Origin of the sequence: Streptomyces sp. NPDC007084 (genome assembly GCF_040703595.1) — a bacterium.
Lineage (GTDB): Bacteria > Actinomycetota > Actinomycetes > Streptomycetales > Streptomycetaceae > Streptomyces.
Map to the genome: position 1 here is coordinate 1 of NZ_JBEYFY010000033.1, position 26335 is coordinate 26335.

The 26335-nt window shown below is 73.1% G+C and carries 24 protein-coding genes and 2 pseudogenes; 15 read left to right on the forward strand and 11 right to left on the reverse strand.

The window, feature by feature from the left end:
- From AB0912_RS23945 to AB0912_RS23955, 3 genes and pseudogenes are all read left to right on the forward strand, one after another.
- Positions 1 to 201 (forward strand): annotated as a pseudogene (locus AB0912_RS23945) (ribonuclease BN); the annotation flags it as partial.
- 333 nt (positions 202 to 534) lie between these two features.
- Positions 535 to 1188: a hypothetical protein gene (locus AB0912_RS23950; RefSeq protein ID WP_366703010.1), complete on the forward strand. Its 654-nt coding sequence runs from the start codon at positions 535 to 537 to the stop codon at positions 1186 to 1188.
- 58 nt (positions 1189 to 1246) lie between these two features.
- Positions 1247 to 1861 (forward strand): class F sortase, encoded by a 615-nt coding sequence (locus AB0912_RS23955; RefSeq protein WP_366703012.1) that lies wholly within the window; start codon positions 1247 to 1249, stop codon positions 1859 to 1861.
- 244 nt (positions 1862 to 2105) lie between these two features.
- On the opposite strand, the gene AB0912_RS23960 is transcribed toward AB0912_RS23955, so the two are convergent.
- Positions 2106 to 2993, reverse strand: a complete 888-nt coding sequence (locus tag AB0912_RS23960) for an aldo/keto reductase family oxidoreductase (protein WP_366703014.1) — start codon at positions 2991 to 2993, stop codon at positions 2106 to 2108.
- A gap of 93 nt (positions 2994 to 3086) precedes the next feature.
- Here AB0912_RS23960 and AB0912_RS23965 point away from each other — a divergent pair, with 93 nt between their 5' ends.
- From AB0912_RS23965 to AB0912_RS23980, 4 genes are all read left to right on the forward strand, one after another.
- Entirely contained in the window at positions 3087 to 3968 is an 882-nt protein-coding gene (locus AB0912_RS23965) for a LysR family transcriptional regulator (RefSeq protein ID WP_366703016.1), read from the forward strand.
- A 316-nt stretch (positions 3969 to 4284) separates the two neighbouring features.
- Positions 4285 to 5151 carry a SigB/SigF/SigG family RNA polymerase sigma factor gene (locus tag AB0912_RS23970; protein WP_366703018.1) on the forward strand — a complete coding sequence of 289 codons (867 nt, stop codon included), beginning with the start codon at positions 4285 to 4287 and terminating at the stop codon, positions 5149 to 5151.
- A gap of 123 nt (positions 5152 to 5274) precedes the next feature.
- Positions 5275 to 5637, forward strand: a complete 363-nt coding sequence (locus tag AB0912_RS23975) for a DUF5133 domain-containing protein (RefSeq protein WP_366703020.1) — start codon at positions 5275 to 5277, stop codon at positions 5635 to 5637.
- A gap of 10 nt (positions 5638 to 5647) precedes the next feature.
- Positions 5648 to 5893, forward strand: coding sequence for a hypothetical protein (locus tag AB0912_RS23980; RefSeq protein WP_366703022.1), 246 nt, complete (start codon positions 5648 to 5650; stop codon positions 5891 to 5893).
- 20 nt (positions 5894 to 5913) lie between these two features.
- Here AB0912_RS23980 and AB0912_RS23985 read toward each other — a convergent pair whose 3' ends face one another.
- Positions 5914 to 7350: a cation:proton antiporter gene (locus AB0912_RS23985; RefSeq protein WP_366703024.1), complete on the reverse strand. Its 1437-nt coding sequence runs from the start codon at positions 7348 to 7350 to the stop codon at positions 5914 to 5916.
- A gap of 6 nt (positions 7351 to 7356) precedes the next feature.
- A complete protein-coding gene (locus tag AB0912_RS23990) occupies positions 7357 to 7827 on the reverse strand; it encodes a TrkA C-terminal domain-containing protein (RefSeq protein ID WP_366703026.1) in 471 nt (156 codons plus the stop codon).
- A gap of 272 nt (positions 7828 to 8099) precedes the next feature.
- Between AB0912_RS23990 and AB0912_RS23995 the strand changes: the two genes are divergently transcribed.
- Positions 8100 to 9071, forward strand: a complete 972-nt coding sequence (locus AB0912_RS23995; RefSeq protein ID WP_366703028.1) for a sensor histidine kinase — start codon at positions 8100 to 8102, stop codon at positions 9069 to 9071.
- Complete coding sequence (locus tag AB0912_RS24000) at positions 9068 to 9721, forward strand: response regulator transcription factor (RefSeq protein ID WP_366703030.1); 654 nt, start codon at positions 9068 to 9070, stop codon at positions 9719 to 9721. The genes AB0912_RS23995 and AB0912_RS24000 overlap by 4 nt, the downstream gene beginning before the upstream one ends.
- Before the next feature lie 54 nt (positions 9722 to 9775).
- Here the strand turns inward: AB0912_RS24000 and AB0912_RS24005 are convergent, their stop codons facing one another.
- Positions 9776 to 10246, reverse strand: coding sequence for a hypothetical protein (locus tag AB0912_RS24005; protein WP_366703032.1), 471 nt, complete (start codon positions 10244 to 10246; stop codon positions 9776 to 9778).
- A 347-nt stretch (positions 10247 to 10593) separates the two neighbouring features.
- On the opposite strand from AB0912_RS24005, the gene AB0912_RS24010 reads away from it, so the two are divergent.
- The gene (locus AB0912_RS24010; RefSeq protein WP_366703034.1) at positions 10594 to 12183 is read left to right on the forward strand and encodes a translation initiation factor 2; all 1590 of its coding nucleotides are present in this window, start codon (positions 10594 to 10596) and stop codon (positions 12181 to 12183) included.
- Between the two features lie 6 nt (positions 12184 to 12189).
- Here AB0912_RS24010 and AB0912_RS24015 read toward each other — a convergent pair whose 3' ends face one another.
- Entirely contained in the window at positions 12190 to 14160 is a 1971-nt protein-coding gene (locus AB0912_RS24015) for a tetratricopeptide repeat protein (protein ID WP_366703036.1), read from the reverse strand.
- 233 nt (positions 14161 to 14393) lie between these two features.
- On the opposite strand from AB0912_RS24015, the gene AB0912_RS24020 reads away from it, so the two are divergent.
- Together AB0912_RS24020 and AB0912_RS24025 are read left to right on the forward strand one after the other, a co-directional pair.
- Complete coding sequence (locus tag AB0912_RS24020) at positions 14394 to 14792, forward strand: hypothetical protein (RefSeq protein WP_366703038.1); 399 nt, start codon at positions 14394 to 14396, stop codon at positions 14790 to 14792.
- Positions 14793 to 15233: 441 nt separating this feature from the next.
- Positions 15234 to 17276 carry a hypothetical protein gene (locus tag AB0912_RS24025; protein WP_366703040.1) on the forward strand — a complete coding sequence of 681 codons (2043 nt, stop codon included), beginning with the start codon at positions 15234 to 15236 and terminating at the stop codon, positions 17274 to 17276.
- A 380-nt stretch (positions 17277 to 17656) separates the two neighbouring features.
- On the opposite strand, the gene AB0912_RS24030 is transcribed toward AB0912_RS24025, so the two are convergent.
- The 5 genes from AB0912_RS24030 to AB0912_RS24050 all read right to left on the reverse strand — a co-directional run bounded on the left by AB0912_RS24030 (position 17657) and on the right by AB0912_RS24050 (position 21875).
- Positions 17657 to 18079 carry a pyridoxamine 5'-phosphate oxidase family protein gene (locus AB0912_RS24030; RefSeq protein WP_366703041.1) on the reverse strand — a complete coding sequence of 141 codons (423 nt, stop codon included), beginning with the start codon at positions 18077 to 18079 and terminating at the stop codon, positions 17657 to 17659.
- Positions 18080 to 18164: 85 nt separating this feature from the next.
- Positions 18165 to 18860: a pyridoxamine 5'-phosphate oxidase family protein gene (locus tag AB0912_RS24035; RefSeq protein WP_366703043.1), complete on the reverse strand. Its 696-nt coding sequence runs from the start codon at positions 18858 to 18860 to the stop codon at positions 18165 to 18167.
- Between the two features lie 271 nt (positions 18861 to 19131).
- Positions 19132 to 20022 (reverse strand): universal stress protein, encoded by an 891-nt coding sequence (locus tag AB0912_RS24040; RefSeq protein ID WP_366703045.1) that lies wholly within the window; start codon positions 20020 to 20022, stop codon positions 19132 to 19134.
- A 222-nt stretch (positions 20023 to 20244) separates the two neighbouring features.
- Positions 20245 to 20868, reverse strand: a complete 624-nt coding sequence (locus AB0912_RS24045; RefSeq protein ID WP_366703047.1) for a hypothetical protein — start codon at positions 20866 to 20868, stop codon at positions 20245 to 20247.
- Positions 20869 to 21092: 224 nt separating this feature from the next.
- The gene (locus AB0912_RS24050; protein ID WP_366703049.1) at positions 21093 to 21875 is read right to left on the reverse strand and encodes a universal stress protein; all 783 of its coding nucleotides are present in this window, start codon (positions 21873 to 21875) and stop codon (positions 21093 to 21095) included.
- Positions 21876 to 22270: 395 nt separating this feature from the next.
- Between AB0912_RS24050 and AB0912_RS24055 the strand changes: the two genes are divergently transcribed.
- On the forward strand, positions 22271 to 22732 hold the full coding sequence (locus AB0912_RS24055; protein WP_366703051.1) for a cyclic nucleotide-binding domain-containing protein: 462 nt from the start codon (positions 22271 to 22273) through the stop codon (positions 22730 to 22732).
- Between the two features lie 389 nt (positions 22733 to 23121).
- The gene (locus tag AB0912_RS24060) at positions 23122 to 23829 is read left to right on the forward strand and encodes a response regulator transcription factor (RefSeq protein ID WP_366703053.1); all 708 of its coding nucleotides are present in this window, start codon (positions 23122 to 23124) and stop codon (positions 23827 to 23829) included.
- Positions 23830 to 24040: 211 nt separating this feature from the next.
- Here the strand turns inward: AB0912_RS24060 and AB0912_RS24065 are convergent, their stop codons facing one another.
- Entirely contained in the window at positions 24041 to 25801 is a 1761-nt protein-coding gene (locus AB0912_RS24065; RefSeq protein WP_366703055.1) for a GAF domain-containing protein, read from the reverse strand.
- A 237-nt stretch (positions 25802 to 26038) separates the two neighbouring features.
- On the opposite strand from AB0912_RS24065, the pseudogene AB0912_RS24070 reads away from it, so the two are divergent.
- Positions 26039 to 26335, forward strand: a pseudogene (locus AB0912_RS24070) (hypothetical protein); the annotation flags it as partial.

Below are 26335 nucleotides of genomic sequence, written 5' to 3' on the forward strand. Positions count from 1 at the left end.
GCCGGCGTCATCGTCTTCCTGGTGTGGCTGTGGATCAGCAACCTCGCGATCCTGCTGGGCCTGGAGTTCGACGCCGAGGCGGTGCGCCAGCGGGCGGTCGCCGGCGGTCTGGAGCCCCACACCGAGCCGTACACCCAGCCCCGCGACACGCGTACCTGGGACGAGGACGACCTGCGCCGCCTGGACGAGGGCGACGAGTAGCCGCCCGGCGGGCGTGTCCTGCCAGGGCGACCGGAGGGCCTGCCCGTCGGGAATGGCCGGGGTGTGCGGCAGGGGCCGGCGCGACCGGCGGGGCCCTCCGGCACGGGCAGGCGCGACCAAGGGCGGGCCTGACAGGGGGTCAGAGGGGCTGTCCGGCCCGGCGGCGGGACCGGGCAGGCCTCTGTAGGGCCGTCAGAAGCCGTCACCCATGGGCTGTTTGAGGTATTTCTCATACTTCGCTCATGCGCCTCTCAGCTTTTCGCCTTCCTTCATGCCATTCATTACGTGTTCGCCCCGTTAGTACGACAATCGTTTCGGCTTGAAGGAGCCCTCATGTTCGTCTCCTCCCCCCTCCGCTTCCGCAGTGCCCGTGGCGGAGCCGTGCTGGCCGCCAGCGTCGCTCTCGCCGGCGCCACCCTGGCCGGAGCGGGTGCCGCCTACGCCGCCCCCGGCGACAGCGGCGACATCGACATCCGCTCGATCGGCTGGCACAGCCGCGGCGGCGACGGGGTCGAGGTCTGTGAGTTCGTGCTCTCGGCCAGCAACTTCGAGTCGTTCCCGGCCGTCGCCTGGACGATCACCGCCCAGCCGCCGACCACCCCGCCCGGCGACACCCTCCAGAGCACCCTGCCGCTGGTCAACGGCTCCGCGCGCAGCTCGAAGTACCTGCTCCCGGAGGGCACTTACCAGCTGGTGTGGACCACCCCGGCGGGCCCGAAGCAGAAGCGCTTCAAGGTCGACTGCGCCGCCCAGGCGCACCACAGCCGCGGTCCCGCCGAGATCAACCCGGGCAAGAGCGGCTGGACCAAGCCCGTCGGCGCGGTTCCCGCGGGTGGCGGCGGCGTCCCGGAGAGCACCGAGAACCTCAGCTCGGACAGCGACTCGTCCTTCGGGACCACCGCCGCGGTGACGGCCGGCGGGGTGGGAGTCGCGGCGCTGATCGTCGCCCGCCGGACCGCGCGCCGCCGTGCCCGCAACGAGGCGTGACGTCCCAAGCCGACGGCCGCGCCGGCGACGGGGACCGAGTCGGGCGTGCCGTCTGTCGATGACGCTGACGGTGACCTTCTCGCTCGTGTCGGGCATCGTCTGGGCGTGCTCCGACTCGTCCGACGAGCAGAAGGTCACCGCCGCCGCCCGTGGCACGGACGCCGTGGGCGGCGGGCCGGCCCCGCACCAGTCCCCGCCCGCACCGCAGGTACGGTCGCGGCCCGTGAAGGTGGCGATCCCGGCCATTTTCATCGAGGCACCGGTCATCGGCCTCGGCCTCGACGCGAAGGGCCAGTTGGGCGCTCCGCCGATGAGCAAGCCGAAGGAGGTGGGCTGGTTCCAGGACGGGCCCTCCCCCGGCGAGGCGGGAACGTCCGTGATCGTCGGCCATCGCGACACGGAGACCGGTCCGGCGATCTTCCTCAACCTCAACGCACTGCACCGCGGGGACGCGGTGAAGGTCACCCGGGCCGACGGAGTGACCGCCGTCTTCACCGTCGACCAGGTGACGAAGTACGCGAAGGACAAGTTCCCGGCGGACAAGGTGTACGGGCCCACCAACCGTCCTGAGCTGCGGCTCATGACCTGCGGCGGGCGCTTCGACAAGAAGCACGGCTACTCGGCCAACGTCGTCGTCTTCGCCCATCTCGCCGCGCTCAAGAAGGCGGCCTGAGCAGCGGGAGACCCCGAGCACCGGAAGACGCGGAAGCGGCCGGCACCTCACACCCGAGGTGACCGGCCGCTTCGCGCTGGACCGCCGGCCGGTCGCTCGGCCGCCGCCGCCGCCGGCCACGTCACGCGACCGTCGGCCCGGTCACGTGGCCGTCGGCCCGGTCCCGGCGCCGCGCGGACACCCGCCCGGCAGGAGGGCGGTGCCGCTTCCCCTCAGTGGCCGATCTCGTCAGTGGTCGATCTCGTCAGTGGCCGAACTCGTCCAGCTCGGCCAGGTCGTCGTCGGAGAGCGTGAGAGCCGCGCCGGCGACGTTCTCGCGCAGGTGCGCCACCGACGAGGTGCCGGGGATGAGCAGGATGTTCGGCGAACGGCGCAGCAGCCAGGCCAGGGCGACGGACATCGGGGTCGAGTCCAGCCGCCCGGCCACGGCGGAGAGCGCCGCGGACTGCAGCGGGGAGAAGCCGCCGAGCGGGAAGAAGGGCACGTAGGCGATGCCCTGTCCGGCGAGCTGGTCGATCAGCTCGTCGTCTTGCCGGAAGGCGAGGTTGTACAGGTTCTGGACGCAGACGATCGGCGCGATCGCCCGCGCCTCGGCGACCTGTTCCGGGGTCGCGTTGCTGACTCCGAGGTGCCGGATCAGGCCCCGCTCACGGAGTTCGACGAGGGTCTCGAAGGGTTCCGCGAGCGAGCCGGGCCGGGGGCCCTGGGCGTCGCCGAGCCGGAGATTGACCACGTCGAGCGCGTCGAGGCCGAGGTCTTCGAGGTTCTCGTGGACGGCACGCCGGATGTCCTCGGGCCGTCGGGCGGGGGGCCAGCCGCCCTGCGCGTCGCGGACCGCGCCGACCTTGGTCACGATGTGCGGTGCCCCGGCGGCGTAGGGGTGCAGCGCCTCCCGGATCAGCCGGTTGGTGACCCGGGGTCCGTACGCACCGGCGGTGTCGATGTGGCTGATGCCGAGGGCGGCGGCCTCCCGCAGGACGGCGAGGGCGCCGTCGTGGTCGGCGGGCGGACCCATGACCCCGGGGCCGGCGAGCTGCATGGCGCCGTAGCCGAAGCGGGTGACGGTCAGATCGCCGAGAGTCCAGGTGCCGCCGGGCAGAGGCGTGGGAGGCGGGTTCTTCGTTTCGCTCATACCGTCGATGCTCGCTCCGGGGCGTCCGGCGCGGCCAATACCGATACGGCCCTCAGTCATACCCGCCGGGTATCACAGGGGTACGGTGGGGTCATGGACACCCTGGAGACGCGTGAGCTGCGGTATTTCCTGGCCGTCGCTGAGGAGCTGCACTTCGGCCGAGCCGCCGAGCGTCTCGGGATGGCCCAGCCGCCGCTGTCCCGGGCGATCCAGCAGCTTGAGCGGCGGCTCGGGGTCTCGCTGCTGAAGCGCAACCGCAGGGGCGTGGCCCTGACCGGCGCCGGGGAGATGCTGCTGCACGAGGGGCGCGCGGCCCTCGACGCGACCACCGCCGCCGCGCGCCGCACCCGCCGCGCCGGTGGTGCCGGTGGAATGGGTGGCGCCGACAGCCCGGGCGGTCCCCGTAACCGGCTGGTGCTTGCGGTGAAGGCGGGCGCGTCCCACGAACTGCTGCACAAACTCCTCGACGCGTACGCGGCCGAGCCCGACGCCGCCGAGGTCGAGGTGCTGCCGAGCGGCACCTGTGAGCAGGAGGGGATGCTGCGCGACGGCCGCGCCGATGTGGCGCTCATGCACGCGCCGTTCAACTCGCTCGCCGGATTCGACAGCGAGGAGCTGATGACCGAGGGCCAGATCGCCGTCCTGCCCGCCGCGCATCCCCTCGCCGCGCGGTCCACGCTGACCCTGGCCGACATCACCGGCCTCCCCGGTCTGCCGCTCGCCCGCTGGTCCCGCGACGGCGTCTACCCGCCGGGCCCCGGCCCCGAGGTCCACGACCAGACCCAGCTCGCCCAGCTCATCGCCCTCGGACGCACCATGGCCGTCTACCCGGACTCGGCCCGCGCCTGGCTGTGGGCCGAGCACAAGGCCGTCCCCCTGACCGACGCGCCGCCGGTCGTCACCCACATCGCCTGGCCCGCGCACAGCCGCTCCCTCGCCCTCGCCGGTCTGGTCCGCACGGCCACCCGGCTGTGACGCGCCGCCTCCAGGGCTCCTGGCCTACCTCGAAAGGGGCGGTCACCGGCCCGGGCCCGGGCCCGACGGCGTACGCGGCGGGCGCCGGAAGGCGAAGTCAGGGGTGATTGTTTACGCTTCTGACCAGGGGGCAACAGGACATCGCGCTTCGGACCGAAGGCGCACGCCCCAGAGGGATCCCCCTGCCGGCCTGCGCTACGACCAGTACCGGCCAGGCGGATCTTCTGCGCGGCGCAGACACCCGACAGTTCCGTCCGGGCGGCGCGCTGAGACGAGCCGATCCGGCCGGGACCCGCCGTTCAGGAGCGATCAGCCCATGCTCACTGAAGTGACTGAAGACCGTCGGCCCGTCGCCGGCACCCCCGGTCCCGACTCCGGCGCCACTCCCCACCCGCACGACGACTCCCCCGACACCGCCGCCCTCTTCGAGCGGCTCGCCGAACGGCCGCCCGGCCCGGAGCGGGACGCGGTCCGGGAGGAACTGGTCGCCGCGTGGCTGCCCATGGCGCACCGCATCGCCGGCCGCTTCCGCGACCGCGGGGAGGCCCTGGAAGACCTCCGGCAGGTGGCCGCCCTCGGCCTGGTCAAAGCCGTCGACCGCTACGAACCCTCCCGGGGCGCCTTCGAGAGCTACGCCGTGCCGACCATCACCGGCGAGATCAAGCGCCACTTCCGGGACCGGGCGTGGGCCCTGCGCGTACCCCGCCGCGTACAGCAGCTCCGTAACCAGGTGCGCCTGGCCCGCCGTGACCTCACCCAGCGGCCGGGCAGCCCCGAGCCGACCCCGGCCGACCTCGCCGCGCACACCGGGCTCACCGAGGAGGAGGTCGCGGCGGGTCTGGAGGCGCTGGAGAGCTTCAGCACCCTGTCGCTCGACGCGGAACTGGCCGCCGGCGACGACGGATACAGCCTCGCCGACTCGCTGGGCGCCACCGACCCGTCGTACGACCTGGTCGTCGACCGCGAGGCGGCCAAGGACGAGCTGCGCCGGCTGCCCGAACGCGAGCGGGCCATCCTCTACCTGCGCTTCTTCGAGGACATGACGCAGAGCGGCATAGCCGACCGGCTCGGCATCTCGCAGATGCAGGTCTCCCGGCTCATCACCCGTAGCTGTACGCGGGTACGCGACGGGGCGCTCGCCCAGTCCGCGCCCCGCTCCCGGCGACGTCCGGCCCGCACCTGACCCGTACGTCCGCGTACGCCACGGCCGCCCCACGGCGACCCCCCCTTCGCGCAAAACCTCGATCCCCCCTGCCCCACGCGAGCCGTCCCGGGTCGCCGGGGTCCGAACCAAGGAGTCGCACCGATGTTGATGCCCCTCCCCGCCACGCTCCAGGGCCTGCTGACGCGGTACGAGACGCTGCTCGCCGAGCAGTCGGCGGCGCCCGAGGCCGCGCTCGGCGCGCGGGTGCGCGACCTCGAATACACGCTCTGCGTGTCCACCGGCACGCGGGAGATCTCCGAGGCCCTGGAGACCGCCCGCGCCTACCTCGCCGCGACGGCCGCGACGACCGCGACCACGCCGACAGGGTCCGGGGGCTGTCGCCGGGCGACTGCCGTCACGCGGCGCGAGGTCATCCCCGCGTCGGCCGAGCGGCCCGGCGCCTCGCGTGCCGCCGCAGCGCCCGTCGTCGTACCCCCGCCTGTCGCGGCGACCGCCGGAACGTGAGGTGGGAACGATGAGCGACCGGTCCGTCGTCGTCCAGCCCACCCGACGCGCGGGCCGTCAGGTCTGGGTGGACGGGAAGCACGCCGGTACGGTGCGCGGTCTGCACGGCCTCACCGAACTGCTCCGCCGCTCCGGCCGGCCGGACCTCGACGAGGTCGACGCCGCCGACCTGCCGGTCGTCGAGTGGCCCGGCGGAGGACCGGAGACCTGGTCGGTGGGCAGCGGCATCCAGGGCCTGCGTGCCCCGGCGGCCTGATCCCGGCCGGTGAAGCCGGGTCAGGGCTGGGCGTCGGCCCCGCCGTCGGCGTTCCGGTCCCGTTCGTCCGCGCTGTCGGACGGGGAGCCGTCGTCGCGGGACGCGTCACCGCCGGCGTCCTCGCCGGGCTCCCCGGACGTGGCCGGGGCGGAGGTGTGCCCCTGGCGTGCCGGGGCGCCGTCAGCGCCCCTCCCCGCCGCCTCGGGCGCTTCCGCGAACCCGCCCGCCGAGCCGACGAACACGGCCTCCTTGACCCGGAGGTCGGAGGGCAGTTCGACGGAACGCGGGCCCGGCGTCCCGCGGTGCCGGGCGATCCAGGCGACCGCCGGTTCGGTGTAGCGGGCGGTGAGCGGGCCGAGGACCACCAGGATCAGCACGTAGGCGGTGGCGAGCGGGCCCAGATCGGGTTCGATGCCGGCGGCCACGGCGAGCCCGGCGATGACGATGGAGAACTCGCCGCGCGCCACCAGGGTTCCGCCGGCGCGCCAGCGGCCCTTGACGGAGATCCCGGACCGCTTGGCCGCCCAGTAACCGGTGGCGATCTTCGTGCCGGCGGTGACGACGGCCAGCAGGAGGGCCGGCAGCAGTACCGGCGGGATGCTGGCGGGATCGGTGTGCAGGCCGAAGAAGACGAAGAAGACGGCCGCGAACAGGTCGCGCAGCGGGGCGAGCAGGTTGTGGGCGCCCTCGGCGACCTCACCGGACAGGGCGATACCCACGAGGAACGCGCCGACGGCGGCCGAGACCTGGAGCTGCTGGGCGACTCCGGCGACCAGCAGGGTGAGGCCGAGCACCACCAGGAGGAGCTTTTCCGGGTCGTCGCTGGAGACGAAGCGGGAGATGTGGCGTCCGTACCGTACGGCGGTGACCAGGACGAGTCCGGCGACGCCGAGGGCGATGGCGAGGGTGGCGCTGCCCGCCGCCAGTCCGGCCCCGGCGAGCAGGGCGGTGAGGATCGGCAGGTAGACGGCCATGGAGAGGTCTTCGAGGACCAGGATGCTGAGGATCACCGGGGTTTCGCGGTTGCCGAGGCGGCCGAGGTCGCCGAGGACCTTGGCGATGACGCCCGACGAGGAGATCCAGGTGACACCGGCCAGGACGACGGCGGCGACCGGCCCCCAGCCGAGCAGCAGCGCCATGGCGGCGCCGGGCAGGGCGTTCAGCGCGGCGTCGACCAGACCGGCCGAGTACTGCGTCTTCAGGTTGGAGACCAGATCGCTCGCGGTGTACTCGAGCCCGAGCATGAGCAGCAGCAGGATCACGCCGATCTCGGCGCCGATCGCGACGAACTCCTCGCTGGTGCCCAGCGGCAGCAGCCCTCCCTCGCCGAACGCGAGCCCGGCCAGGAGGTAGAGGGGGATGGGCGAGAACTGAAGCCGTCCGGCGAGCCTGCCGAGCAGCCCCAGGGCCAGGATGATCGCACCGAACTCGATCAGGAAGATGGCGGAGGAGTGCACGCCGTCTCACTCCCGTCCGAGTATCGCGGCGGCCGTGTCCACACCCTCGCGGGTGCCGATCACGATGAGGGTGTCCCCTCCGGCCAGCCGGAAGTCCGGCGTCGGGGAGGGTATGGCCTGCGCCCGCCTCAGCACGGCGACGATGGAGGCGCCGGTCTCGGTGCGCATCCGGGTGTCGCCGAGGACCCGCCCGTTCCAGTACGAGGTGGTGGACAGCTCGATCCGCTCGGCCACGAGTCCGAGGTCGGTGGTGGAGAGCAGGCTCGGGCTGTGGTGCGAGGGCGCCAGCGCGTTGATCAGCGAGGCGGCCTCCGGTTCGGTGAGGCGCAACGACTGGGCGCAGGCGTCCGGGTCGGTGACCTGATAGACGTTCACCGTCCGGGTCCCGTCCCGATGGGCGATCACCGACAGCTGACGATGCTCGCGCGTCGTGAGATCGTAGCGGACACCGATTCCCGGCAAGGGCGTGGTGCTCATGCGCGGAGCAGGCACAACCCCTCCCTCCCTGTTCAAATCCAACAACGTGCGGCCATGGCGGACCGCCGACGGTCCGTGCGGCGAGGGTTCATGCTGCCAGTTGTGAACAGGCCAGGCATATGGGTGTCAGCACGGATGGACAGGGTGCACCCGAAGGGACCAGAGTGGTGCGGGGCTGTCGTGTCCGCCCCAGGTCAGCGCTCTGAACCGGGTCGTCGGGCGGCGGTGGGAGACGACGAAGCCGAGGACCACCGGGAGAGGAGCGCGCGGGCATGACGTTGTACTGGAGGATCTTCCTCCTCAACGCCGTGGTGCTCGTCGTGGCGGTCCTGCTGCTCCTCGGTCCGGTCACCGTGTCCACACCGGTGGGGCTGGGCGAGGCGCTGCTGCTGATCGCCGGGCTGGTGGTGATGCTGACCGCCAACGCCATCCTGCTGCGGGTCGGGCTCGCGCCGCTGGCCCGGCTGACCGGGGCCATGGCCACCGCGGACCTGCTCAGGCCGGGCAACCGCGCGGCGGTCACCGGGCCCTCCGAGATCGCCGAGCTGACCCAGTCCTTCAACGCCATGCTCGCCCGCCTCGAGGCCGAGCGGGCCCGCAGCTCCGGCAGAGCCCTGTCCGCCCAGGAGGCCGAACGGCAGCGGCTCGCCCGGGAACTCCACGACGAGGTCGGGCAGACGCTCACCGCCGTACTGCTCCAGCTCAAGCACGCGGTCGACCACGCCCCGCCGAGCGTGCGGCCCGGTCTCCAGCAGGCGCAGGAGACCACGCGGGCGGGCCTGGAGGAGATCCGCCGGATCGCCCGGCGGCTGCGGCCCGGCGTCCTGGAGGAACTCGGCCTGCACTCCGCTCTCCGGGCGCTGACCACCGAGTTCACGAACAGCAGGCTGAGCGCCACCGCGCACATCACTCCCGGGCTGCCGGCGCTCGACCCGGCGACCGAACTCGTCCTCTACCGGGTCGCGCAGGAAGGGCTGACCAACACGGCCCGGCATGCTCACGCGACCCGCGTCGAGGTCCATCTGCGCCCCCTGCCGGACGGCAAGGTCGGACTGCTGGTCCGGGACAACGGCCGGGGCATCGGGGCGGCGCCCGAGGGCGCGGGCATCAGCGGCATGCGGGAACGGGCCCTGCTCATCGGCGCCGTCCTCGACGTGGCGCCGGGCCCCCACGGGGGAACGGACGTACGCCTGAACGTGAACAGCGACACCACCGGCGACCGCCTCCAGGAGAGCGTGCGATGACCGCACCGGCCCGCATTCTGCTCGCCGACGACCATGCCCTGGTCCGCCGCGGCGTCCGCCTGATCCTCGACGCCGAACGCGATCTCACCGTCGTGGCGGAGGCCTCCGACGGAGCCGAGGCCATCGCCCAGGCCAAGGAGCACGCCGTCGACCTGGCCATCCTCGACATCGCCATGCCCCGCCAGACGGGCCTGCAGGCCGCCCGTGAACTCTCCCGGATCCTGCCCGACCTGCGCATCCTGATGCTGACGATGTACGACAACGAGCAGTACTTCTTCGAGGCGCTCAAGGCCGGGGCCTCCGGCTACGTCCCGAAGTCCGTCGCCGACCGCGACCTCATCGAGGCCTGCCACGCCGCCCTGCGCGACGAACCCTTCATCTACCCCGGCGCCGAGTCCACCCTCATCCGCACCTACCTCGACCGCGTCGGCAACGGCGACCGGCTGCCCGCCCGGCCCATCACCGAACGCGAGGAGGAGATCCTCAAACTCGTGGCGGAGGGGCACACGTCGAGGGAGATCGCCGCGCTCCTCGTGATCAGCGCGAAGACGGTCGAGCGCCACCGCGCCAACCTCCTCCAGAAACTCGGCCTGCGCGACCGCCTGGAACTCACCCGCTACGCGATCCGGGTGGGGCTCATCGAGCCGTAGGGCGTATGCCGCCGAGTACGGCGAGGACCGGCGGCGGGGCACGGGGGACACGCCTCAGACGTGCCCGTCGGATACGCCCAGTGCCTCGCGCGCCGCGTCGACGAAGGCCTTCCTCGCCCGCTCCAGATCATCGAGCGTGCCGCCGCTCCTGCCCGCGACCTCGGCGAAACGACGGGCCGCCTCTTCCACGCCGCCGGGCCCCTCAAGCAGCACCGCCCCCAAGGACTGCTGCAGTTCCTGCCGCCCGGTCGGCTGCCCCTCCCCCGTCCGTCGCGCCAGCACAGTGGCCTCCGCCGCTTCGAGGAACCGGGTGTACGCCCGCCGCCGCTCCTCGTTCAGGCGGACCGCCCGCTGTTCCTCCAGCGTCATACGCGCGGTCTCCAGCACGGCCGCCGCCTGCCGGTCACCCGCGTGGCGCGCCGCCTCCGCCTGGCGGTGGCCCGCTCCACGGGTGAACCACCCGGTCACCACGCTCCCGAGCAACGCCGAGCCGGCCGCGAGCAATGCGATTCCCGATTCCGTCATACGGTCATTCTCTCCGTCCGGCCCGCTGCCAGGGCGGACTTGACGGCGATCTCCTGGCCCCCTCCTCCGAGGTGGCACGGCGATTTCCGCCGGAAGGGGGACCGGTACGATCTACGCATGCCGCCCGCGGAAGACGTCCCCCTGATCAGCGAAAACGCCGGACACGACGTCTCCCGCGCCGATAGGATGGAAGACAATCGGGCGACGGGCGACGGGCGACGGGCGACGGGCGACGGGCGACGGGCGACGGGCGACGGGCGACGGGCGACGGGCGACGGGCGACGGGCGACGGGCGAGAGGTTCTTTTCGCGGTCCGGTCGGCGGCGGCACTGTACCGACTCCTTGACGTGCTGCCCGTCTTCGCCGGTGACGAGCGGGTCACACGCTCCTTCGCCCTCGTTCCAGGCTCGGACTTCGGCATCGAGGCGCTGAGTTCCGTCGAGCGGGCCGGAGCCCACACCGTGCCGTGGAGCGAGGCCTGTTCCCGCTCCTACGATCTGATCCTCACCGCCAGCCCCAAGGGCGACATCGGATCGCTGAGCGGGCCGCGCGTACTGCTGCCCCACGGGGCCGGCTTCGGCAAGAGTGTGCCCGGAGAAGGCACCGACTCCGTCACGGCATCCGGCCTGGACCCCGCCTACCTGCTCTCCGGCGGCCGTCCCCTGGCGTCCCTTCACGCACTGGCCCACCCCAGCCAGGTGGCCCGGCTCGCCGCCACGAGCACGCGGGCAGCGGCGCCCGCCACTGTCGTTGGGGACCCCACCCTCGAACGCATCCTGGCCTCACGGTCCTTGAGGGACCGATACCGCGCGGCTCTGGACACAGGCGCCCGCACCCTCGTCGCCCTGACCTCCACCTGGGGCCCGGAATCGCTCCTGCGCCGCCGTCCGCGTCTGGCCGCCGACCTGCTTGCCGCGCTGCCCTACGACTCCTACCAGGTCGCGCTGATCGTGCACCCCAACGAACACAGCCGCATCGGCGAGTTCGACCTGTACGAGCGACTGGCACCCGCGCTGGACGCCGGACTCGTGGTGGCCGGACCCTACGAGGACTGGGCCGCGGTCCTCGTGGCCGCCGACGCCGTGCTCACCGACCACGGCTCCACGGCCCTGTACGCGGCCGCGCTGGGGCGTCCCGTCGTGGGCGTCTGTGAAGGGGGCGCGGAACTCATCCCCGGAACGCCGGTGGCCCAACTGCTCGAACACGGACCGCGTCTGCGAGAACCGACTCCCGGCGCTCTGCGGGAGGCGCTGGCCGCGCATCACCCCGCCACCGTACGGACCTTGGCGCGGTCCGCTTTCGCCGAGCAGGGCCGTGCGCTGGACCTGCTGCGGGACGCTCTCTACCGGCTCATGGGGCTCCCCCGGCCCTCGGCCCCCGTCACGGCCAGGGTGCTGCCGCCGCCGCGTCCCGCCACCCGTCAGCCTGTCGCGTTCGCCGTGCGCGTCCGGCGAACGGGCACGCATGTCGTGCTCGACCGGACACCCACGTACGCCGACACCCCGGCGCACCACCTGGCCGCCGAGTACGGCTCCGCCGGTGAACAGCACCTGCAGAGCGCGGCGCTGGTGTATCGGCGTGCGGGTCAGCCTGCGGCCGGCAGGCATCACACCCTCTGGACGGCGGCGGGGTGGACGGCGCAGGTCCTTGAGACGTATCCCGGCTGCCGTACAGCCGCGGCGATGGTGTCCGCGACGCTGTGTGTGGTGCGAAGGCGGGCGGGCGAGCTGCTGGCGGTACGCGTCGCTCCGTGTGAGCGGGACGGCCGGCTTGTGTGGGCCGATCCCGCCGCCGTCCTCAGCGCGGTGCACGCCTGGCTCGGCTCGTGCTCCGGGCCCCCGGACATGCCCGTCTCCGTCACCTGCTCGGTCGGGGACCTCTCCTTCCGGGCCGAGGTGTCGGAGGCCACCGCGGCTCAGGCGGAGGCGCCCTTCTAGTCGTCGTCAGAGCGCGCCGTTGCGCCGGCGGATGGCGTCGGCGGCCTCACGGTGGTGCTGGGCCCGCGCCGGGTCCCCGGTGGCGTCGGACAGCTGGGCGAGCGCGTCGTGGACACGTGCCTCCTCGTGCTCGGCGCCGCGCGTGCGGGCCGCCGACAGGGCCGCCTCGTACAGTTCGCGTGCCCGGCCGGTGCCACCGAGGCGGAACAGCGCCTGCGCGAGGGCGAATCCGGTACGGGCGGTCATGCGCTCGCGCCCCATCTCCGTGGCCAGGGCATGGGCGCGCTCCAGCACGGCGACGGCCTGTTCCCAGTCCTCGGCGTCCGCCAGGGTCTGGCCCCACCGGTAGGTCTGGAGCATGACGCCGTAGGTGTTGCCGATGGCCCGGTGGGTCTCCAGCGCCGTTTGGAAGTCGGCCGCCGCGCCGCCGGCGTCTCCTTGCGCGCGGCGGAGCATGCCGCGGAACTCCACGGCGGAGGCCGTGAGTTTGCGTTCCTGAGCGGACTCGCCCAGCATCCGGGTGACGTTCAGCGCCTGCCGCATCTGCTCCGTGGCGCCCTCGAAGTCACCGCTCTCCCAGAGCGGGCGAGCCACCTGGCATCGCATCCGTGCCAGGGCGGGCAGGTGTCCGGCGCGCTGCGCCGCCCGCACGCCGGTCTGGAAGGCGTCGACGACATCGCTGCCGTACGGGTGGTCGAGGTAGTGCGTCCACAGGGGTTCGCACAGGGTCCATGCCTCCGTGTCGAGACCTTGGTCGTAGGCAGTCCGGACGCATGCGGACAACGCGGGGCGTTCGGCCGCCAGCCAGCGCAGCGCGGCGCTCGCCGGTGAACCGGGAGTTCGGTCGAACGGGACGTCGGGCGCGCCTTCGACCGGCGGTACCGGCTCGGCCAGTGTGAGGCGCGGCCCGGCGGCGGTCGTGTCCGCGCGCTGGGCCTGGCGTACGTACCAGCGCACGATGCGCCGTTGTCCCGCCGCCCGCTCCTGCCCGTCGGGGTCGTCCCGCCGGGCGCAGCGGGCGGCGTGGGCACGGAGGAGTTCCGGCTGGCGCATGCGGTCGCCTCGCGGATCGATGAGGCCCGCGCCCTCCAGTTCCTCCAGCGCCTCGTCCGCGGCGTCGCGGCCTCGGCCCAGCAGGGCCGTGGTGCTGTCGGCCGTGAAGGATGCGGAGGGGGCGGCGGCCAGGAGCCGGTAGAGGAAGCGTGCCTGGGGGCTGAGGGAGGCGTACGCCGCGTCCCAGACCCGTTCCACGACGGTGATTCCCTTGTCGTTGAGTTCCGCGGTGAGTTCGGCGAGCAGGCGTTCCAGCGGGCGGCGGCGATGCCTGCGCATCCAGCGGCCGGCGACATGCAGTGCCGCGGGCAGACCGGAGCACAGTCCCACGAGGCCGGCCGCGGCTTCGGGCTCGGTGGCCAGCCGCGGATCGTCCACGATCTGCCGGAGGAGTTCCATGGCGTGGCCCTCGCCCAAGGGGCCGACGGGAAGGTCGATGACGGCTCCGTCTTCGAGGTCGTAGAGCGGGCCGTGACTGGTGACGACCACCAGGCTGCGTGCCGACGCCGGAAGCAGGGGGATCACCTCGGAGCCGTAGCGGGCGTTGTCGATGATGACGAGCAGGCCCTTGTCGTCGGTCCGTGTCCAGTACTGCTTGCAGCGCGCCTGGAAGGAATGTCCCAGCCACTCCGCGCCGACACCGAGTGACCGCAGCAACTCCCTGAGTGCGTCGTCGACTTCCACGACACCCTCGCGACGCCAGTCGTCCAGGTCGACGTAGAGCACGCCGTCCGGATAGCGCTCTCGGTGCGAACGGGCGATGCGAAAGGCCAGTTCGGTCTTGCCCACTCCCCCGAGACCGCTCAGAGCCAGACACAACGGGCGCGAACGGTTGCTTCCGCTCTCCACCGCGCTGAGCGCCCGCGCCTGCTCGCCCTCTCGATCGACGAAGCAAACGGCCTCCGGCGGGATCTGGTACGTCATACGAGGCGAACTCCGATGTCTCGGCAAGGACCGACGAGTGGTTCCCGACACAGACTCACGCAAGAGCGCACCCGGCACAACTCCGCCCCACCGTGCGGTCCTGCCGCTCCCTTGGACGGCGGGGTGCGCGGCACGAGATCCCGGTGACACAATCTTCTCCGCGGTACGGCCCGCGCAGGCGGGTGTGCCGCCCATCGCCCCCGAAGGAGCGGGCCGTGAGGAAGGATCGAAGGATGCGCGGCATCGAATGGGTGCGTCTGAGCACGGGTACCAGGGCGGTGCCTCAGCCCGTCGCCACCCCGCTCGTCTGGTTCGCCGCCTTCAGCAGCGCGCTGTTGTTGGTCGCGATCACCAACGGTCTCGTCGGCCATGGCCATCCGAACACCGCCTTGATCGGGCTGTCCCTGCTGTCCGCGCTGCTCGGTCTGCACGCCCGTATCACGGCCGCGCCCGGTACCGCCCTGCTGTGCTGGCTGCATCTCAACGGCTTCGCCATCCCGCCGGCCGGGCAGTTGACCTGGGCCGAACACCGCGACACCACATGGCTCGCGTGCCTGCTCGGCGCGGCGGTCGCCGGAACCGTCGTCGCCCGCGTCGTCAACGCCCGCGCCGCGTACCGTCGTCTCACCTAGCGGAGCCGAACTCGCCTTGGCTGTGCGAGGGTTCACTGTTTGGTGGCTGTGCGACGGGCCGCTACGGCACCGCCGCGGCGGGCAGCCTCGCCCTCCTCGGGAGCAGGAGGCCGCCGAGGATCGCCGGAGCCGTCAACACGGCTGCCCCCCAGGAGTACTTCGATCCTGCGCAGCCCGTTGCGGACGAAGTAGACGATGCTGCCCGCCTGGACGACGGAGCCAGCGACCCGGGGCCCGCCCCGTTGACGTAGCCGAGTTCGAGCCATCCCCGTCGTGAGTGATCCTGCGGGCGCCGTCGGCACCTTGGCGCGGGGCTTGCGTTGAGTCTGCCGTAACGACAGCAGTGACGGTTCTGCAGTCGAGGGTGACGGTCTGGCCGCCGTGTCGGCCGGGGCGTGGTGTCCCCCTGGCGGCGGTCGGAGAGTACGGAAGGCCAAAGACGTGCGAAAGCCTGCGGTAGCGCCCGTGTTCGGCGGCGGGTGGGCCGAGGGCCTGATCGGCCGGGAACGGGAGTCGGCCCTCCTGGAGGAGTGGCTGACCCGGCACCACCTGGTGACCGTGACCGGCCAGCCCGGAGTGGGCAAGAGCCGGCTGGCCGCCGAGGTGGCGGCGAGACCCGGCGGGCCGTGGCGACGCGTGGTCCACGTGCGCTGGCAGGACACCGGACCCGGCGTCCCCCGGGCGCTGACCTCGGCCATCGCCGAGGCGCTGACCGGCAGATGGCCGCAGCACCGGGAGGCCGACACCGCCGCGCTGGCCGGGCTGTTGCCGGACACCGGCGTCCTGCTCTTCCTCGACGACATCGACCCCGTCCACCGGGAGTGCATGGGCGTCGTACAGCGGCTGCTGGTCGCCGTGCCGGGGCTGCGCGTGCTGGTGACGTCCCGTCAGGCGCTCGGGCTCGGCGAGGAACAGGTCCTGCACGTACCGCCGCTCGCCACGACCACACCGGACACCGCGCCCGGGCGGGCGCCGGCCGTCGAGCTGTTCCTCCACCGGGCCCAGACCCTCACGGAGGGACTCCCCTCACCGCGGGCCGAAGAGACTTTCAGCACAGCGGAGTTGCGGTCGGTGGAGGCCATCTGCCGTTCCCTGGAAGGCGTACCGCACGCCATCGAACTCGCCGCCGAGCAGGTCGCGTCCAAGTCCCTTGGCCAGCTGGCCCACATGCTGGAGATCCACCAGTGCTGGCTGTCCAGTGACCGGCCGGGCCTGCGGCGGCACCGGTCGCTGCGCGACACCGTCGGCGCGAGCTACGCGCTGTGCACGCGCGAGGCCCGGATCGTGTGGGGCAGGGCCAGCGCGTTCGCCGGGTCGTTCAACGAGTCGACGGCGGTGTTCCTCTGCGCGGGCGGCGGCGTGGACCCCCGCCAAGTGCCGTCCCTGCTGGTCCAATTGGCGGCCGTCAACGTACTGGAGGCGGAACGGGACCCCGGTGACCTGCGCCAGCCCCGCTACCGTATGACCCGAGCGGCGCGGGACTTCGGGGCCGAGCGGCTGCGGGAGGCCGGGGAGGACGAGGTCGCGCTCGAACGCCGGGTGGCGCACTGCCGCCAGATCGCGGCCATCGCGGAGAACCTGTGGACGGTGGGCTGCCAGGACCAGGCCGTCCGTCTCGTCCAGGAGGAGCAGGCCGAACTCACCACGGTGCTAAGGCAGTCGCTGTGCCGTCCCTACCACGCGGCGACGGCCCTGGAGACGGTCGTGAACCTGTGGTTCTGGTGGGCGGTGTTCGGCCACGGCGAGGAAGGCCGCGGATATCTGCTCCGGCTCCTGCCGCTGTGTCCGGCCGACAGCGACGCGGGCATGCGGGGCCGCTGGCTGGCCGCCTGGCTCGGCGCCGGCTGCGCCTCCCAGGATTCCCGTGCGCTGCTGGGGCAGGCGTGGCCCGCGGCGGTCATGGCCGGTGACGACGCCACCCTCGGCCACATCGCCCATGTGCAGGGCGTGATCGCCCTGCACGAGGGGAACGCCCGCGCCGCCGCCCGGCACTTCGAGGAGGCCGCGCGTACCGACTCGGGCATTCTCGGCAGCGGGCCCTCACCGGCGGTGAGCCTCGCGGCCCAGGCCGTGGCCCAGACGTCCTTCGACCCCGACGCGGCGCGGCGCACCGCGCGGCGCGCCCTGACCCAGCCGAACCTTCGCGACGACTCCTGGGCCGCGCTCGTCGCCCACTACGCCAAGGCGTACGTCGACCTGAACCAGGGCCGCGGCGGCCGGGCCCGGCGGCGGGCGCAACGGGTGCTGTCCGCTCTGGACCCGGCTCTTCCCGAGCCGAGGGGCGGGGAGGCGCTGCGCAGGCTGATCACCGACAGCGCGGCCCGCGCGTCCGCCGGCCAGCGGCAGCGGCAGCACTCGCGGCGCGTCGGGGGCGACGCGCGCTTTCCCTTCGAGGGGGTGGCGCTCGCGGGGACGGCGCCGGGGTCCGCGTGTGCGGGCGGGGGGCCCGGGGGGCCGTGTCCGGCGGGGTGCGTCCCGGGCTGACCCGGGCGGCTGGGTCGGATGCGTGTGGGGGCGCTCTCCGGCGGGTTGGGCGCTCGGAGCCGACCGGCCGGGGGCGGAGGGTTGTGCGGGTTGGGCGCTCGGAGCCGACCGGCCGGGGGCGGAGGGTTGTGCGGGTTGCGTGCCCGGAGCCGACCGGCCGGGGGCGGAGGGTTGCGCGGGTTGCGTGCCCGGAGCCGACCGGCCGGGGGCGGAGGGTTGCGCGGGTTGCGTGCCCGGAGCCGGCCAGCCGGGGGCGGACGCTTGGGGGGCGAGACGGGACGGGGACGAGGGTGCGGGGGCGTGGTGGGGTGGCGCTTGTGCCGGGGGCCGCTCCCGGCGGGTTAGGCGCGCGAGCCCGTCGTCGGTCGGGGCGGGTGTGGTCAGTCTGTTCGGGGGCCCTCGCCCAGTTCGCGGCCGGTGACCAGCTCCGAGGCGATGCGGATGAAGACGTCCTGGGGCGAGGCGATCCAGGACCGGGGCCCCGTCCGGGTCAGGTGCTGGTGCTCGTCGGGGTCGTCCACCAGGGTGGCGTGGCCCGTCACGACGACGCTCCAGCCGGAGTGCGTCACGGAGTCCACCGCGTCGACCTCGAACGCCACCACGACGCCGTCGATCGACCGCACCAGTTCCGACTCCGCCGACGTCCGCAGGACGACGGCGAACTGGGCGTCCAGGCTGAAGTTCACCGGCAGGACCGCGGGCAGGGCGTTCTGCGTGTGCACGACCCTGCCGATGGGCGCCCGCCCGAGCCGGTCGAGGCATTCCTGCCGGCCCAGTTCGCGAATGCCGTCCTTGGTACTCATCACCGAAGCCCACTCTCACGCGGTCCACAGATCAACGCGCAGGTGACCCGGGATTTCCCGCCCCACGAGGCGGGGGCGGCAGGGATCACGGGACGACGATCCGTCGCCCGGTGATGCGCTGTTCGTCGATACGGATCCACAGGTTCCGGTCCTCGCCGCCCGCCCAGGGCCGGCTGTGGGCCAGGGAGTCGAGCCGGCGCACGGTGTCGTCGTCGGTCACGGCCTGCGCGCGGCCCTGGACCAGAACGCTCCAGCCCTGGCTGTGGGACGCGTCGACGTGGTCGACCTCGAAGGCGACCCGGGATCCGACCGCCGAGGCGATGGTCGAGCCGGGCGCGGTCCTGAAGGTGACCTCGCCGTCGGCGACGCTATAGTTGACCGGCAGGACGACCAGGCCGTCCGGGGTGTCGGCGGCGACCCTCCCGACGCCGTGCGTCGACAGCCTCTCCCGGCACTGCTCAGGGTCCAGCTCGACGAGTTCGGGGTGGCGTGCGGCCTGTCCGAGGCCCGGCGGCAGATCGGCGTCCCCGCCGTGCAGGGCGGAGAGGGTGGTGTCCAGCGCGCCGGCCACCCGGATCAGGACGCTCGTGCCGGGCGTCGCGGTGGGCTCTTCTTCGAGGTACTGGATATAGCTGGCGGCCGTGCCCGCGCGGGCGGCGGTCTCCTCGCGGCTCAGGCCCAGTTCCTCGCGTCGCGTCGTGATGCGCCGTCCGATGTCGCCCTGGGGAGCCGCCGACGACGCGGCACCGTCGGACGTCGTCCTGCGTGCATGTTCTGACATGGCCTTTCGCTCCCTCTGGTCGGCGCATCGAATGGTCGGAGGATCAGGTCCTTCCAGCATCTCCCGGCGGCGGTTCGCCCGCTTGGGCCGGTCGGTCCCCGTCGCGAGACCGGGCGGCCCAAGCGGCCGGCCCCGGCACCGGTCCCCAGCGGTCCGGGTCAGCCGTATCGACCCGGATCACCTGTATCGGTCTGGATCACCCGTATCGGCCCGGATCACCTGTATCGGTCCGGATCACCCGTGCCGACCTGGACACCCGCGCCGGCCCGGCTCAGTCGTGGGGGATCACGGCGACGGGGGCGACGGAGTGGTGCAGCACCGCCTGGGTCACCGGCCCGATGTGCGCGCCGACGGGGGCGGAGCGGTTCTTGCGGCCGACGACGACCAGGCCGGCGTTCCGGGAGGCGTCGACGAGGGCCGGGCCCGCGCCGCCGCTCACGCTCTGCTCCCGTACGTCCACGGCGGGGAACTTCTCGCGCCAGGGCCGCACGACCTCGGTCAGCCGGTGCTGGGCCGCGGCGAGCAGTTCGGCGTTGACCGTTGCGTCGGAGGCTCCGCTGAAGCCGTAGAAGGCCGGCAGGGTCCAGCCGGTCAGGACCCGCAGGCCGACCGACCTGCGCGCCGCCGCCTCGAAGGCGAACTCGATCACTGCGGCATCCGGGTGGTCCAGATCGAGCCCCAGGACGACCTCTCCGGCATCCTGTGCCCGCGCCGCCTCCGTCTCCGTCTCCGCCCGTACGAGGACGAGCGGGGTCCGGCTGCGGGCCGCGACCGAGAGCGCGACGGAGCCGACGAGGAAACCGTGGACACCGCTCAGGCCCCGCGACCCGAGCACCAGGAGTTCGGCGTCCTTGGCCGCGGCCAGCAGCCCGCCGGCCGGCTGGTCGGAGACGCACTCGGCGCTGACCGCCAGGCCGGGGTGCTCCAGGGTCAGCCGGGCGGCGGTCTCCCGGGGCAGGTTCTCGGCCCAGGCGCGCTGGGATTCCTCCACCGCCGGCGGGACCGAGACGCCGGCCAGCGGGGCGTATACGAGGGGCTGCCAGAGCCAGACGTGCACGACGTGCAGACGGGCGTCCGTGCGTACGGCCTCGCGGGCCGCCCAGTCCGCCGCGGTGACGCTTTCCGGTGTGCCGTCCAGACCGACGACGATGGTGCGGGACATGTTGGGGCCTCCTTGGGGCTGCATGATCAGGCTTGTGTTCACCGCGCCGGTGGGAGGCGCGGGGTCGGTCGGTCCTTGCCGGGGCCGATCGGCGTCAGAGCTGTGCGGGAGGTGTCCCGCCGGGCGGGTCAAAGCCGTGTGGGAGATGCCTCGCCCGCCGAGTCAGGCTGTGCGGGAGATGCCCCCGCCGGGTGGGCGGGGGCACGGTTCCCGGCGGGGATGTCACCGCAGCCAGGCGTTGTCGCGTACGAGGGGCAGCCGCTCCCAGAGCCGGCCGAGGCCCCACACGGCACCCGCGCCGACCGCGGCGAGGGCGATGAGGACCAGCGCGTAGATCACGTGGTAGTCCACGAACGGGTTGCTCGACATGCTGGGCGAGCCGTCGGACAGATGCCGGGCGGGCGGCCACTCGGCGACCCACATCATGGCCATCATCACGGTGCCCGCGATGGCGCCGAGCCGCAGCGCCACACCGGCCACGAAGGCGACGCCGACCGCGAGGAGACCGGCCATGAACAGCCAGTCCACCCAGGTGTCGCCGGCCCAGGAGTGGAACGTCGACTCCATCGGTCCGGCCGCCACGCCGCCGAGGAAGCCCTTGGTGGGCGAGCCGCCGTCGATCCAGCCCTTGCCGGACGGGGTGGCGTAGCCGAAGCCGAAGGTCTTGTCGAGGAAGGCCCAGAGGAACACGAACCCCGTCAGCAGGCGGAGTCCGGCGAAAGCGTACGCGCCGGCCCCTGTCGCCAAGGCGGTGCCGGCCTCGTTCGCCGCTTGCGCGGAGCGGTCCCTGCGCAGCGAGGCGAATCGGGATCCTGTGTTCCGGTGCGACTGTTCGTGGACGGCCATGATGCTCATCCCTCCCAGGGGTGTCCCCCGAGTTCGTGGTGGTCTGTTCGTCTGTTCGTCTGTTCGCGCTTTCAATGTCCTTCATCGGCACGGAAGTTCGCAGGGGCCGCGGGTCCCGGGTGGTTGGGCCGAACGGCCCTCATCGGGGGACCGGTCGGCCGCGCCGGGCGCGATCGCTCAACTTCGTTGCTCGGCTTGCTGGTTGGGAGGGGCGGGAGGAGCCCTCATGCCGTTCCGTCGGGGACGATGACGACCGGGCAGTGGGAGTGGCGCAGCAGGGCCCGGGTCGCGGCGTCCGCCGGAAGTCCCCGGTGCCCGCGGCCGGAGATCACGACCAGGCCCGCCCCGTGGGTCGCCTCCAGCAGCCCGCGTCCGGCGCGATGCGAGGGTCCGCGCCGGGCGCGGTGAGAGGGTCCGCGCCGGTCCGGGGTCGGGCGGTTCGTCCCGTCGCCGGGGGCCGCCGCCGGACGGCCCGGCGCGGAACGACGGGCGGGCCCGCAGCCGGCCGGCTCGCCGTCCAGGACGCGCACCGGGGTCCTGCGCCGCTCGGCCTCGGCGAACGCGAAGGCCGCGGCGTCCGCGTCCGCCCCCTTCGACGGCCAGAGCAACACCTCGCCTCCGCCGACCACTTGGTCGCCGCGCACGACGAGCAGCGGCCCGCGGATACGCGCCGCCAGACGGCGGCTCACCGAGCCGAGGAGCAGTCCGGCGAGCGGGCCCAGCGCGCGTGCTCCGACCACGGTGAGTTCGGCGTGCCGGGCGTGCCGCTCCAGGGCACGCACCGGGTTGCCGGCGACGGCGAGCGCGGTGACGGCAAGGTCGGGGCAGCGCCGGCCGACCCGTAACACGGCGGAGGCCAGCACGGGTCCGGCGATGTCCACGTCGGGTACCGCGTACACGATGGCCAGCGTCGCGCCTCGTAGCACCGCCTCCTCGGCGGCCCGGTCGAGCGCGCGTACGGCGGTCAGTGAGCCGTCGACACCTACCGTCACCTGGCGGATGGCCATGGCTGTTCCTCCCCTCGGTCGTGGCCGCACCGGGTCAGCCCGGTCAGCCGGGTCAGCCGGGTCAGCCGGGTCAGCCCGGTCAGCCGGGTTGGAGCCTCGTCCGCCCGGTCAGCCGGGTCAGCCGGGTCGGAGCCTTGTCCGCCCGGTCAGCCGGGTCAGCCCGGTCGGAGCCTCGCCCGCCCGGTCAGCGGGCTGCCTGCCGCACGCCTTCTCCCTTCGAGCGTGATACGGGGCTGCCGCCGTGGGCAGGGGCCGGACAGGCCCTTTCGCAGGGCCGTTCGGCGCGGGCCGGTGCCACGCGGACCCCGGGCAGGGCCGAGTGGCCCATGGCGACAGGAGGGGTGCCGTAGGAGGTTGGGGGTGGAAGGGTCGCGCTCCGGAAAAGAGGCAGGCTCATGAACGCTTCTCCCACAACCATGCTGCGGGCATTGCCCGTCGACCACCGGGACCGGCTGATGCGGCTGGCCCGTGAGGTCTCCATCCCCGAGGGGGCCCGGCTGTTCGAGGAGGGGCGGCACGCCGACCGGTTCTGGATCATCCGGACCGGCACGGTGGCGCTCGACCTGCGGGTGCCGGGGCGCCGGGCCGCCGTCATCGAGGTGCTCGGCCACAACGAACTCGTCGGCTGGTCCTGGCTGTTCGCACCCCACGCCTTCCATCTCGGCGCCGAGGCGACGACACCCGTGCGCGCCTACGAGTTCGACGCCGAGGCCGTACGGGCGGTGTGCCATGCCGATCCCGTGCTCGGCATGGCGGTGGCGGAGTGGGTGGGCGGCATCGTCGCGCACCGCCTCCAGTCCTCCCGGACGCGGCTCCTCGACCTGTACGCCCCTTACGGCAGCGGCAACGCGCGCTGAGCGGGACGGAACGGGACGAGGAGCGGGACCGGGACGAGACGAGGAGCGGGACCGGGACGGGGAGCGGGACTTGCCGGGGCGGCTTGGGTCACCGGGGTGCTGGAGCCACCGGGGCCGCCGAGCCGCTGGAGCGACCGGGGCCGGTGTGGCCGTAGGCGAAAGACGGGCCGTAGGCGTAGACGGCCCGCTGGCGTAAGACGGGCCGTAGGCGTAGACGGCCCGCTGGAGAAAGGCGGGCCGTAGGCGTAGACGGCCCGTAGGCGAAAGGCGCCCGTACTCGGATTGGGCCGGTCGGCCCTGGTGTACCCGGGCCTCAGGGACGATGATCGTCCTGACAGGGGCCCACCGACCGTGGTGTGCCCTCCGGCCGGTCTGAACGAGGGGTCGTCATGGCAGGGACGCGTACGTTCTCCGAGCAGCACCCCATCCGGGTGTTCCTGCTGGACGACCACGAAGTCGTACGCCGCGGTCTGACCGACCTGCTGGACGCCGAACCCGACATCTCGGTGGTCGGCGACGCTGGCAACGTGGAGCACGCGCTCGCGCGCGGCCCGGCCCTGCGTCCGGACGTGGCGGTCCTCGACGTACGCCTGCCGGACGGCGACGGCATCAGCGTGTGCCGGGAGCTGCGCAGTCAGATGCCGGAGCTGGCCTGTCTGATGCTCACCTCGTTCGACGACGAGGAAGCGCTGCTGGACGCGATCATGGCCGGCGCGGCGGGCTACGTGCTGAAGCAGATCAAGGGGTCCGACCTGGTCTCGGCGGTCCGTACCGTCGCGTCCGGCCAGTCGATGCTGGACCCGGCGACGACCGCCCGGCTGATGAGCCGGCTGCGCGCCGACCCGGCCGAGGAGCCGGCCCTGCCGCCGGAACTCGCCGGCCTCTCGCCCCGGGAGCGGGACGTTCTCGCGCTGATCGGGGACGGGCTCACCAACCGGGAGATCGGCAAGAGGCTGTATCTGTCGGAGAAGACGGTGAAGAACCACATCTCCCGGCTGCTCGCCAAGCTCGGCGTGCAGCGCCGGGTCCAGGCAGCGGTCCTGGCCAGCCACCTCGAACACCCCGACGCGTCGCCCGACCAGCACCGGCCTCGCTGAATCCCGCGATCACCCTCACCGATCCCGCGATCACTCTCACCGATCCCCCGATCACCCTCACCGATCGCGCGATCACTCTCACCGATTCCGCGATCACCCTCGCTGATCCCCCGATCACCCTCCCCGATTCCGTGCCGGTCCGGCCGGATGGGGCGGCTCACACGCGGGGCCGGCCGGGCGCGTCCTCGGCGCTCCTGCCTCACCGCCCCGCTCAGCCCGGCGCGGTCCCGCCGGCCGCCACCGGCACGCGCCACTCCAGTAGCGTGCCGCTGCCCTCCGGGCGCTCGGTGAGGGTCAGGGTGCCGCCGAGTACGGCCGCCCGCTCCTCCATGTTCTTCAGGCCGCTGCGGGGCACGTCGTCCGCGATGCCGCAGCCGTCGTCCGTGACGGTCAGCGTCAGTTCGCCGGCGGCGAGACGCAGCCGGACGTCGACGGACTGGGCGCCCGAGTGCCGGGCCGTGTTACTGAGGGCCTCGCCCAGCACGGCCAGCGCGTGGTCCGCGATGCCGCCCGGCACGTCGGTGTCGACCAGGCCCTCGATCCGGAGCCCCGGGGCGAACCCCAGGGAGTGCGTGGCGGTCTGCACCGCCTCCGACACCCGCCCGCGCAGACCGGCGCCCTCCCGGGAGCCGCCGTGCGCCCGCAGGCCGAAGATCGTGGACCGAATGATCTTGATGGTGTCGTCGAGGTCGTCCACGGTCCGGGTCAGCCGCTCCCGGCCCTCGGGGTGTTCCATGAAGCGCTGCGCGCTCTGCAAGGTCATCCCGGCCGCGAAGAGGCGCTGGATCGCCAGATCGTGCAGATCACGGGCGATACGGTCCCGGTCCTGGAGCAGCGCGATCTGCTCGGCGTCCCGGCGCCGCTCCGCCAGCTCCAGCGCCAGCGCGGCCTGGCCGGCGAACGCGAGCAGCGGTCCGGTGGCCGCTTCGCCGAACGGGGCCGAGCCCGGCAGCCGGCCCAGCAGCAGCACCCCGCGCGCCTTCCCTCCCGCACCCAGCGGTACGGCGACCACCGGGCCGAGCCCCACCGCCCACTGCGGCACACCACCGGCCGCCCCCTCGTCCAGGGCGCCCAGGGCGTCCAGGGCGACGTCATCGGCGACCACCGGCTCCGAGGAGGTCAGCGCCGCGGCCACCAGGCCGTCCCGGGCCGACATCACCAGGCCGTGCCGCCGCTCGGCGCCCAATCCGACCGCGAGCGCCGGGCTCAGGGCCTCCTCCCCCGGCAGACGCTCGGCGATCATCCCCATGTCGGCCGAGACGATCGTGCGGGCCGCGTCGACGATCTGCTCCAGCACGCGCGCGCTCGGCGCCCCCGACAGCAGCAGCCGCGTCACCTCTCCGCTGGCCTGCTGCCATCGCTCGCGAAGCCTCGTCTCCTCGTACAGACGGGCGTTCTCGATGGCCACCCCGGCCGCGACGGCCAAGGTCGACAGGACGGCCTCGTCCTCGGCGTCGAACTCCTTGTCACTGCGCTTCTCGGTCAGGTACAGGTTCCCGAACACCTCGTCCCGGACCCGGATGGGGACGCCGAGGAACGAGTGCATCGGCGGATGGTTGGGCGGAAAACCGTGGGAGGCCGGGTGCTCCGACAGCTCCGGCAGCCGCAGCGGCTCCGGGTGCCGGATCAGTTCGCCGAGGATGCCGTGCCCGCTGGGCAGGTCACCGATCTGTTCGCGCCGCTCCTCGCCGATGCCGACGGTCAGGAACTCGGCGAGCCTGCGGTCGGCGCCGATCACGCCCAGCGCGCCGTACTCGGCGTCGACCAGCACGACGGCGGCCTCGACGATGCTCCGCAGCACCTGCGGCAGGTCCAGTTCGCGCCCGACCGACAGCACCGCCTCCAGCAGGCTGTGCAGCCGGTCCCGGGTGCCCCGCACCGCGTCGATACGGACCTGTAGCTCACCCAGCAGCTCGTCGAGGCGAAGCTTCGGCAAGTGGTCCTGCGAGCGTTCGCGCCCGTCCCCGCTCATCGCATCCTCCGGCCGGCACAGCGGACAAGGCAACCGCCCCTGCCCTCACCGTACCGCCCGGGGAGCGGGTGGCAGGGCCGTCTCTTCGACGGGGACGAGGCTGGTTAGGGTAGAGCCTCCCTTCGAACACCCGCTGTCGCCCAGGAGGCACCCATGAGGCCAAGTGAGCCTCTTCCGGTACGGGTGCCGGTCGGGGAGGGTGCCGGGAGGTGGGTCAGCCGGGAGTCGAGCCGGCACGTGCTGCTGGTGGTCCACAACGTGACCTCGGCCGGCCGCCTGCTGGACGTCCTGCCCTTGTTCCACGACGACCTGCGGATACAACTCCTGGTCACCTCAACGGAGTCCTCCGTGTTCCAGGGCGGACTCCACGACCTGTTCGGCGAGTTGGGCCTGCCCGTACTGCCGTGGCGACAAGCCCTGTCGACACCGGTCGACCTCGCGATCTCCGCCAGCTTCGGCGGTCAACTTCCCCTGATTCAGGGCAAGTTGACTGTATTGTCGCATGGGGTCGGGTACACTAAGAGACTGGCAGCA

Excerpts from the sequence above, each read along its gene's own strand:
- AB0912_RS23950 (WP_366703010.1), top strand. The coding sequence starts at position 535 with ATGTTCGTCTCCTCCCCCCTCCGCTTCCGCAGTGCCCGTGGCGGAGCC.
- AB0912_RS23955 (WP_366703012.1), top strand. The coding sequence starts at position 1,247 with ATGACGCTGACGGTGACCTTCTCGCTCGTGTCGGGCATCGTCTGGGCG.
- AB0912_RS23960 (WP_366703014.1), bottom strand. The coding sequence starts at position 2,993 with ATGAGCGAAACGAAGAACCCGCCTCCCACGCCTCTGCCCGGCGGCACC.
- AB0912_RS23965 (WP_366703016.1), top strand. The coding sequence starts at position 3,087 with ATGGACACCCTGGAGACGCGTGAGCTGCGGTATTTCCTGGCCGTCGCT.
- AB0912_RS23970 (WP_366703018.1), top strand. The coding sequence starts at position 4,285 with ATGCTCACTGAAGTGACTGAAGACCGTCGGCCCGTCGCCGGCACCCCC.
- AB0912_RS23975 (WP_366703020.1), top strand. The coding sequence starts at position 5,275 with ATGTTGATGCCCCTCCCCGCCACGCTCCAGGGCCTGCTGACGCGGTAC.
- AB0912_RS23980 (WP_366703022.1), top strand. The coding sequence starts at position 5,648 with ATGAGCGACCGGTCCGTCGTCGTCCAGCCCACCCGACGCGCGGGCCGT.
- AB0912_RS23990 (WP_366703026.1), bottom strand. The coding sequence starts at position 7,827 with ATGAGCACCACGCCCTTGCCGGGAATCGGTGTCCGCTACGATCTCACG.
- AB0912_RS23995 (WP_366703028.1), top strand. The coding sequence starts at position 8,100 with ATGACGTTGTACTGGAGGATCTTCCTCCTCAACGCCGTGGTGCTCGTC.
- AB0912_RS24000 (WP_366703030.1), top strand. The coding sequence starts at position 9,068 with ATGACCGCACCGGCCCGCATTCTGCTCGCCGACGACCATGCCCTGGTC.
- AB0912_RS24005 (WP_366703032.1), bottom strand. The coding sequence starts at position 10,246 with ATGACGGAATCGGGAATCGCATTGCTCGCGGCCGGCTCGGCGTTGCTC.
- AB0912_RS24015 (WP_366703036.1), bottom strand. The coding sequence starts at position 14,160 with ATGACGTACCAGATCCCGCCGGAGGCCGTTTGCTTCGTCGATCGAGAG.
- AB0912_RS24020 (WP_366703038.1), top strand. The coding sequence starts at position 14,394 with ATGCGCGGCATCGAATGGGTGCGTCTGAGCACGGGTACCAGGGCGGTG.
- AB0912_RS24030 (WP_366703041.1), bottom strand. The coding sequence starts at position 18,079 with ATGAGTACCAAGGACGGCATTCGCGAACTGGGCCGGCAGGAATGCCTC.
- AB0912_RS24035 (WP_366703043.1), bottom strand. The coding sequence starts at position 18,860 with ATGTCAGAACATGCACGCAGGACGACGTCCGACGGTGCCGCGTCGTCG.
- AB0912_RS24040 (WP_366703045.1), bottom strand. The coding sequence starts at position 20,022 with ATGTCCCGCACCATCGTCGTCGGTCTGGACGGCACACCGGAAAGCGTC.
- AB0912_RS24045 (WP_366703047.1), bottom strand. The coding sequence starts at position 20,868 with ATGGCCGTCCACGAACAGTCGCACCGGAACACAGGATCCCGATTCGCC.
- AB0912_RS24050 (WP_366703049.1), bottom strand. The coding sequence starts at position 21,875 with ATGGCCATCCGCCAGGTGACGGTAGGTGTCGACGGCTCACTGACCGCC.
- AB0912_RS24055 (WP_366703051.1), top strand. The coding sequence starts at position 22,271 with ATGAACGCTTCTCCCACAACCATGCTGCGGGCATTGCCCGTCGACCAC.
- AB0912_RS24060 (WP_366703053.1), top strand. The coding sequence starts at position 23,122 with ATGGCAGGGACGCGTACGTTCTCCGAGCAGCACCCCATCCGGGTGTTC.
- AB0912_RS24065 (WP_366703055.1), bottom strand. The coding sequence starts at position 25,801 with ATGAGCGGGGACGGGCGCGAACGCTCGCAGGACCACTTGCCGAAGCTT.